Genomic DNA, 7,854 nt, shown 5'->3' with positions numbered 1-7,854 from the left:
CGAGCATTCCGCGCAATCGATCCGTCTCGCCGGAATCGTGGTCCCTCGATGCAGCTCTATCTCCCGATCGCCGATCTTCCGGTCAACGTCTTCCTCGTGCTGGCGATGGGCGCGGCGGTCGGCTTCGTCTCCGGCATGTTCGGGATCGGCGGGGGCTTCCTGATGACGCCGCTTTTGATCTTCATCGGCATCACGCCGGCGGTCGCGGTCGCCTCCGTCGCGAGCCACATCGCCGCCTCGTCCTTTTCCGGCGCGCTCGCCTATTGGCGGCGACGCGCGATCGACCCGGCGCTGGCGAGCGTGCTGTTGTGCGGCGGCGTCACCGGGACGGCGCTGGGCGTGTGGACCTTCACGCAGCTACGCGCGCTCGGCCAGCTCGATCTGATGATCGCACTGTCCTACGTCGTGCTGCTCACCACCGTCGGCAGCCTGATGTTCTCCGAGGGCCTGCGCGCCCTGATGCGGACCCGGCGCGGCGCGGTGCCGCCACGACGTACCCATAACTGGATCCATGGCCTGCCGCTGAAGATGCGGTTCAAGCGTTCGAAGATCTATCTCTCGGTCATTCCGGTCGTGATCGTCGGCATCCTGATCGGCTTCATCGGCGCCATCATGGGCATCGGCGGCGGCTTCATCCTAGTGCCGATCATGATCTATCTGCTGCGGGTGCCGACCTCGACCGTGATCGGCACCTCGATGGTCCTGACGCTGGTCACGATGCTGTTTGCGACCTTGCTGCATGCGGTGACCAATCATCTGGTCGACGCCGTGCTGGCGCTGATCCTGATGGTCGGCGGCGTCACCGGCGCCCAATTCGGCGCACGCGCCGGCCAGAAGATCCGCGGCGAGCAGTTGCGGCTGCTGCTCGGCCTCTTGATCCTCTCGGTCGGTGTTCGCTTCGCGATCGAGCTGGTGATCAGGCCCGAAGACCTCTTCACCATCCGCGAGCTGGGGGTGAACGGATGATGCGCACAGCTCTCGCGGTCCTGATTGTTATGCTGCTCGGCTCCGTCGCACGCGCCGAGCGGCTGATCGTGTCGGTCTCCAACCACCGCGTCACGGTGACGCCGAACTATTCCGGCGAGGAGCTGGTGCTGTTCGGCTCGGCGAGAAGGACGGCTCCACGCCCGTCGACCGCAAGACCTACGATCTCGTCGTCACCGTGATGGGCCCGCGCGCCGACATGGTGACGCGGCGCAAGGAGCGCACTTTCGGGATCTGGATCAACACCGACTACCGCCAGTTCCTGGAGGTGCCGAGCTATCTCGCGCTGTTCGCCAACCGCTCTTTCTCGGCGATCACCTCGCCCGAGATCGCGCGGCGCCAGCAGATCGGGCTCAACAACGTGCTGCTGACCCAGCGTGTCAGCGGCGACTATGCCGACGTGGTCCCGAACGACGCGTTCCGCTCCGCCTTCATCCGCCTGCGCACCCAGCGCGGTCTCTACCGCGAGGATCCGAGCGCGGTGACGTTCCTGACACCGACATTGTTCCGCACCGGCATTCCACTGCCGGCGGAGGTGCCGATCGGCACCTATGAGGTGGAGATCAAGCTGTTTGCCGACGGCGCGTTCATCGGCAAGACCGAGACCGCGTTCGAGATCGTCAAGGTCGGCTTCGAGCAGTTCGTCGCGACGACGGCGCGGCAGAACGGGCTGATCTACGGCCTCGTCACCGCCGCGATGGCGCTGATGACGGGGTGGATGGCGTCGATTGTGTTTCGGAAGGATTGAGGGGGCACAACTGCCGCCCCACCGTCATGCCCGGGCTTGTCCCGGGCATCCACGCTCTTGAGCGCGGTGACAAAGACGTGGATGGCCGGGTCAAGCCCGGCCATGACGAGGAGGAAGCAGTGCGCGACGGCTTGTGCTACGGCGCCTGCACCACCGTCGGCACGCCGGGCTCCAGCAATCGCAACCGGGTCCCGAAGCCGAGCACATCAAATGTCTTGCGCAGGTCCTCGCTGTTCTGGCGGAAATGTGCCCAACCTTCCGTATGCACCGGCACGATCATCGCATCGGGGAAGGCGCGTGCGGTCTCGATGGTGTCGTTGGTGTCCATGGTGAGATGGAACGGCCCGCGCGTTTGCGCGGCGCCGGCGAACGGCATCACCACGCCGCATTTGAAGCGGCGCGCGACCTCGGCGACGCCGTCGAACCAGGTGGTGTCGCCGCTGATATAGACCGAGGTTGTATCCTTACGGCTCGACGACACCACGAAGCCGATGACGTCGCCTGACAGCGGCTCGATGCCGGCCGGGCCGTGACGCGCGGGCGTGGCGGTGATCGTCAGCGAGTTGCCGTCACGATCTTTCAGATGCGCCGTGCCCCAGGGTGCAAGGCCCTCGACGTGGCCGCCCAGGCGCTTGGCGCCGGCCTCAGTCGTCAGCGCGCGCTTCGCTTTGAGCAGATAGTCGCGGCCGGAATTGTCGAGATTGTCCGAATGCTGGTCATGGCTGAGCAGGACCGCATCGACCGGGCCGATCGCATCGGCCTTCAGCGCGGGTCCAATCGTCTTCTCCAGCTTTACGTGCGGCAGTTGATAGGCGCCCGGCGCATCGAAGGTCGGGTCGGTGAGCAGGCGAAAGCCATCGATCTCGATCAGCGCAGTGGGACCGCCGATCAGGGTGATGGAAATGGGCATGATGGACTCCTGTTACGAGACAGATTTGGCGGGCCGCGTCACCAGATAGATGCCGAGTGCGACCGGGATGATGCCGAGCAGATCGCGCGCCTCGACATGCTCGCCGAGCACGAGGTACGCGAACAGCATGCCGAGCGGCGGCATCAGAAAATGATAGGCACTGGCAGCCGTCGCGCCACACACTTTCAGGAGATGAAACCAGAGCCAGTACGCCATGATCGAGCCGCCGAGCACGAGGAAGGCGAAGGCGCCGACCAGGCCCGGCGTGAAGTCGATGGCATGAAAATCGGCGAAGGTCAGCGCCACAGGCGTCAGCACGATGCCGGCGGCGAGATTCTGCACGCCATTGCCGATCCACAGCGAGCCTTTCGGGGCGAGCAGCTTGAACAAAATGGTGCCGGCGACGATGGAGGCGAGCGAGGCCAGCGTGAACACGATGCCGTGCAGCGAGTCGGTGCCGACAGACAGCCGGTGCCAGACGATCAAGGTCACGCCGATGATGCCGAGCAGGAGGCCACTCGCCTTGCGCCAGGTCATGCCTTCGCCGAGCAGAAGCGCCGCGAGGCCCGCCGTGAACACCGGATTGGCCGATACGATCAGGCCGCCGAGGCCGGCCGAGACCGATTGCAGGCCGGTGTAGCCAAGGCCGAGATAGAGCGCGTTGTTGGCAACGCCGAGCAAGGCGAAGATCGCGGCATCGCGCCACGACAGCGACCAGTCGTCACCGCGGACCAGCGTGGCACCGAGGATCAAGATGCCGGCGAGCGAGAAGCGCGCGGCGAGCAGGATCAGCGGCGGGCAATGGGTCACGCCGATCTTGCCGGCGACGAAGGCGTAGCTCCAGAGCAGGCAGAACAGGCCGATTGCAAGCGGCAGCGTGTTGAAGCGGCTGCGGGGAACGGAGATCGAAGGGGCGAGCGACATGAGGGCATTCTCCTGAACCCTCGATCTAGGGAGCCGCCTTGTCATTTGGAAATTAAATGATTAACTTCTAATCAGTGGATTTTCGAATGGAGAAGCCCATGCTCGATCTGGAGCTCCTGCGCAGCTTCGTCTCGGTGGTCGATGCCGGCGGCTTCACCCGCGCCGGCGAGCGCGTCCATCGCACCCAATCGACCGTCAGCCAGCAGATCAAGCGGCTGGAGGAGGATGTCGGCCAGGTGCTGCTGCATCGCGACGGCAAGGATGTTCGCCCGACCGAAGCCGGCGAGCGGCTGCTGTCCTATGCGCGGCGGCTGTTGTCGCTCGCGGAGGAGGCGCGCGACGTGCTGCGCCAGCCCGACGGCGAAGGCGCGATCCGGCTCGGCATCCCCGAGGACTTTGCGGCCTATCGGCTGGCGAAACTGCTCGGCGCGTTCTCGCGCTCGCATCCGGCCCTGCGGCTCGATGTGCGCGCCGACCAGAGCAAGCATCTCGCCCGCGACCTCGATCGCGGCGAGCTCGACCTCGCATTGTTCAAGCGCGCGGCCGGTGAGAAGGGCGCGATTGCGGTGTGGCCGGAGCAGGTGCACTGGGTCACCAGCAAGAGCCACCCGATCCAAGCCGATGTCGCTTCCGTGCCGTTGATCGGCTTTCCGCTCGGTTGCCTATACCGCGCCGGCGCCATCCACGCGCTGGAAAGTGCGGGCCGGCCTTGGCACATGTCCTATACCTCATCGAGCCTGGCCGGCATCCAGGCCGCGGTCGCCGCCGGCATGGGCTTGAGCATCCTGTCGGAGATGGCGATCCAGGCCGATCACCGCGTGCTGACCGCGAAGGACGGCTTTGCGCCGATCAACCGGACCGAGGTGGCATTGATGGCCGCGCCGGGCGCAAGTCCCGCGACGCTGCGGCTCGCCGATCGGTTGGCGGAGTTTTGCGACGACGTGCAGGCGAAGGCGGCTTAGCTACACCGCGACGCGGCAATTGCATGGACGCGGCGGTCGCCGAGCAGGTGCGCTACAAAACCGTTCCTTGGAAATATTTTCGCAAACGCCGCGTCGCGGATGCTGAGGCCGCCGGCGTAGGCGCCGAAGGCGGGCATCACGGCGCGCATCCCGTCGGACGCAAAACAACGCCGCTCCATCGAACGGCCGCGCGCGGAGACGCGGGCCTTGGGATGGAGATGGCCAGCGATCTCGCCGCTCGCGCCGGTCGGCTCATGGCGGAAGGTGATCGGGCCGATCGCGACTTCGTCGGCGACGGTGCCGCCGAGATCACGCGGCAGCGCCGGATCGTGATTGCCTGAGATCCAGATCCAGTCACGGCCGGCCTGCAAGGCGGCGACTGCGTCGCGATCCTCCGCCGAGAGGCGTCCATGCGCCGTGCGATCATGAAAACTGTCGCCGAGCGCGATGACCACGCGCGGATTATGGCGGGAGATGACAGCAGCAAGCCGGCCAAGCGTCGCGATGGTGTCGTAAGGCGGCAGCAGCACGCCGCGCATGGCGAAGCTGGAACCTTTTTCCAGATGCAGATCGGAGACGACGAGCAGGCGCTGCTCGTCCCAGAACAGGGCGCCGGAGAGATCGGCCGCGAACGTCACGCTGCTGATGCTGACATTCGAAACGCGCATGTCCTCGATATCCTGTGAAACCAGCGCGCCTGCCGTCACGTCAAAACCTGCTGTTATCCCATCGCCTCTTTGACCAGCTCGTCGGCGGCTTCCGCCAAGAGCTCGTCTCCAGCTTCGCCATAGACTGACTCGCGGCCGATTTCCAGCATCACGGGAACGGCGAGCGGCGAGACGCGGTCGAGTTCCCGATGCGTGATGCGGCCCTGGATGCGGGTGAGCATGTCGCTGAGACGGCGCAGATCGAGCAGGCCGGTGGCGGCATCGGCCCGCGCGGCACGCAACAGCACGTGGTCGGCCTGGTGTTTTCGCAGGACGTCGTAGACCAGATCGGTCGAGAACAGCACCTGGCGGCGGCTCTTCTCCTCGCCGGTGTGCCGGCGCGCGATCAGGCCGGAGATGATCGCGCAATTGCGGAACGTGCGCTTCATCAGCGCGGATTCGGCAAGCCAAGCTTCGAGATCGTCGCCGAGCATGTCGGGATCGAACAGCGTGTCGAGGTCGATCCTGCCATCCCGGATCATGAAGGACAGGTCGCCGAGCGCCCAGACCGCGATCGCATATTCGTTGGCGACGAAGCCGAGCGGCCGGGCGCGGGCACGCTCCAGCCGGCGCGTCAACAGCATGCCGAGCGTCTGATGCGCGAGGCGACCTTCGAAGGGATAGCAGACGATGTAATGCTTGTTGGCCCGCGGAAAACTCTCGACCAGCAGCTCGCGCACGGCCGGTACGCGCGAGACGTCCTTTTGCAGCGACAGCCAGTCGCGCACCTGCTCCGGGAGGGCGACCCACGCGCGCCCGTCATCGAGCAGGCGGCGGACCCGTTCGGCAAGATAGGTCGAGAGCGGAAACTTGCCGCCCATATAGGACGGCACTTTCGGGTCCTTGTCGTTGGCGCGCGAGACGTAGACCTGGTCCTCGACCAGGGTTTCGTAGCGCACCACCTCGCCTGAGAACACGAAGGTGTCGCCGGGCGAGAGGCCCTCGATGAAGGCTTCCTCGATCTCGCCGAGCAGCCGGCCACCGCGCGCGATCACGCCTGTCGACCCCGCACCTCCGCCGCGCGATCGCACCAGCCGCACCTTCAGCATGTCGTCCTCGACGATGGTGCCGACATTCATCCGGTAGCTCTGCCGCACCTTGGGATTGGCGACGCGCCAACGCCCCTCCTTGTCCTGCTTGATGCGCGCGAAGCGCTCGTAGGTCTTCAGCGCGTAACCGCCGGAGGCGACGAAATCGACCACGTCGTCGAAATCCTGCCGCGTGAGATCGGCGTAGGGTGCGGCGGTGCGCACCTCGTCGTAGAGTTCGTCGGAGAAAAACGGCTCGCCGCAGGCACAGCCGAGCACGTGCTGGGCCAGCACGTCGAGTGCACCGATCCGCAGCGGCGGCGTGTCCTGCGCATTCTCCGCGATGGCGTCGATCGCGACGCGGCACTCCAGCACCTCGAAGCGGTTCGCCGGCACCAGCACCGCGCGCGAGGCTTCGTCGAGCCGGTGATTGGCGCGGCCGATGCGCTGCATCAGGCGCGAGGAACCCTTGGGCGCGCCGATATTGACGACGAGATCGACATCGCCCCAGTCGACGCCGAGATCGAGCGAGGAGGTGCAGACCACGCCGCGCAGCTTGCCCGCCGACATCGCATCTTCGACCTTGCGGCGCTGAGCGACGTCGAGCGAGCCGTGATGCAGCGCGATGGCAAGGTTGTCGTCGTTCATGCTCCACAGATTCTGGAACAGCATCTCGGCCTGGCTGCGGGTGTTGACGAACACCAGCGTGGTCTTGTTCGCCTTGATCAGCTCGTAGATCTCCGGAAGCGCATGGCGCGCACTGTGGCCGGCCCAGGGCAGGCGCTCGCGCGTGTCCATCATCTCGACCAGCGGCGGCGCAGCGCCGCCGGCAAGGACGATGTCGGCCGCCGCTTCCTTGCCGCCGGGCTGCGGCACCAGGAAGCGCGCCAGCGATTCAGGCTCGGCCACAGTCGCCGACAGGCCGATGGCGCGCATCTGCGGCGCCAATCGCCACAGCCGCGCGAGCCCAAGGGAGAGAAGATCTCCGCGCTTGGACGTCACCAGCGCATGCAGCTCGTCGAGCACGATGCGCCTCAGCGACGAGAACAGGAACGGCGCGTCGTCGGAGGACAGCAGCAGGGCGAGTTGTTCCGGCGTCGTCAGCAAAATGTCCGGCGGATAACGCCGCTGCCGCTGCCGCCGCGATGTTGGTGTATCGCCGGTGCGGGTCTCGATCTTGATCGGCAGCGCCATCTCGGCGACGGGACGCTCGAGATTGCGCGCGATATCGACTGCGAGCGCCTTGAGCGGCGAGATGTAGAGGGTGTGCAGGCCGCCGGCGCGTTGCAGGCTGCGGCCGGTGGAGATCACGGATTTCGCCGAAGCTTTGGGCGCAGAACTCAGCTCCACCAGCGTCGGCAGAAATCCCGCCAGCGTCTTGCCGGCGCCGGTGGGCGCGATCAGCAATGCGGAACGGTCCTCGCGCGCCTTCTCCAGCAGCGCCAATTGATGCGCGCGCGGCGACCAGCCGCGGGCCGCGAACCACGCCTGGAAGTGGTCGGGCAGCAGCGCGGCAGGAGTGGCCGGGATTTTGCGGATGCGGGGCGGCACGGCATCACAGGTAAGCCGTGGGGGTGGGTTCGTCGAGGGG

6 protein-coding genes and 1 pseudogene are annotated in these 7,854 nt (G+C 66.2%); 3 read left to right on the top strand and 4 right to left on the bottom strand.

Features of this window, described 5'->3' with window-relative positions; translation table 11 throughout:
- Window positions 1-48: 48 nt before the first annotated feature.
- Window positions 49-966: a sulfite exporter TauE/SafE family protein gene (locus AC0L3P_RS38850; protein WP_275174587.1), complete on the top strand. Its 918-nt coding sequence runs from the start codon at window positions 49-51 to the stop codon at window positions 964-966.
- Window positions 963-1,732 (top strand): annotated as a pseudogene (locus AC0L3P_RS38845) (TIGR02186 family protein). The gene AC0L3P_RS38850 and the pseudogene AC0L3P_RS38845 overlap by 4 nt, the downstream one beginning before the upstream one ends.
- A gap of 136 nt (window positions 1,733-1,868) precedes the next feature.
- Here AC0L3P_RS38845 and AC0L3P_RS38840 read toward each other — a convergent pair.
- Together AC0L3P_RS38840 and AC0L3P_RS38835 are read right to left on the bottom strand one after the other, a co-directional pair.
- Window positions 1,869-2,642, bottom strand: coding sequence for an MBL fold metallo-hydrolase (locus AC0L3P_RS38840; protein WP_354063562.1), 774 nt, complete (start codon window positions 2,640-2,642; stop codon window positions 1,869-1,871).
- Window positions 2,643-2,654: 12 nt separating this feature from the next.
- Window positions 2,655-3,566: a DMT family transporter gene (locus AC0L3P_RS38835; protein WP_275174590.1), complete on the bottom strand. Its 912-nt coding sequence runs from the start codon at window positions 3,564-3,566 to the stop codon at window positions 2,655-2,657.
- A 98-nt stretch (window positions 3,567-3,664) separates the two neighbouring features.
- Between AC0L3P_RS38835 and AC0L3P_RS38830 the strand changes: the two genes are divergently transcribed.
- Window positions 3,665-4,528 carry a LysR substrate-binding domain-containing protein gene (locus AC0L3P_RS38830; protein WP_275174604.1) on the top strand — a complete coding sequence of 288 codons (864 nt, stop codon included), beginning with the start codon at window positions 3,665-3,667 and terminating at the stop codon, window positions 4,526-4,528.
- Here the strand turns inward: AC0L3P_RS38830 and pdeM are convergent.
- Window positions 4,525-5,196, bottom strand: a complete 672-nt coding sequence (gene pdeM, locus AC0L3P_RS38825) for a ligase-associated DNA damage response endonuclease PdeM (protein ID WP_275174591.1) — start codon at window positions 5,194-5,196, stop codon at window positions 4,525-4,527. The two genes, AC0L3P_RS38830 and pdeM, sit on opposite strands and share 4 nt — an antisense overlap.
- A gap of 53 nt (window positions 5,197-5,249) precedes the next feature.
- Window positions 5,250-7,814 (bottom strand): ligase-associated DNA damage response DEXH box helicase, encoded by a 2,565-nt coding sequence (locus AC0L3P_RS38820; RefSeq protein WP_473309288.1) that lies wholly within the window; start codon window positions 7,812-7,814, stop codon window positions 5,250-5,252.
- Window positions 7,815-7,854: the final 40 nt, after the last annotated feature.

It is taken from the genome of Bradyrhizobium sp. WSM4874 (genome assembly GCF_055811835.1).
The sequence above is the reverse complement of the archived record's forward strand: the minus strand, read 5'-3'. Positions and strand labels throughout refer to the sequence as shown.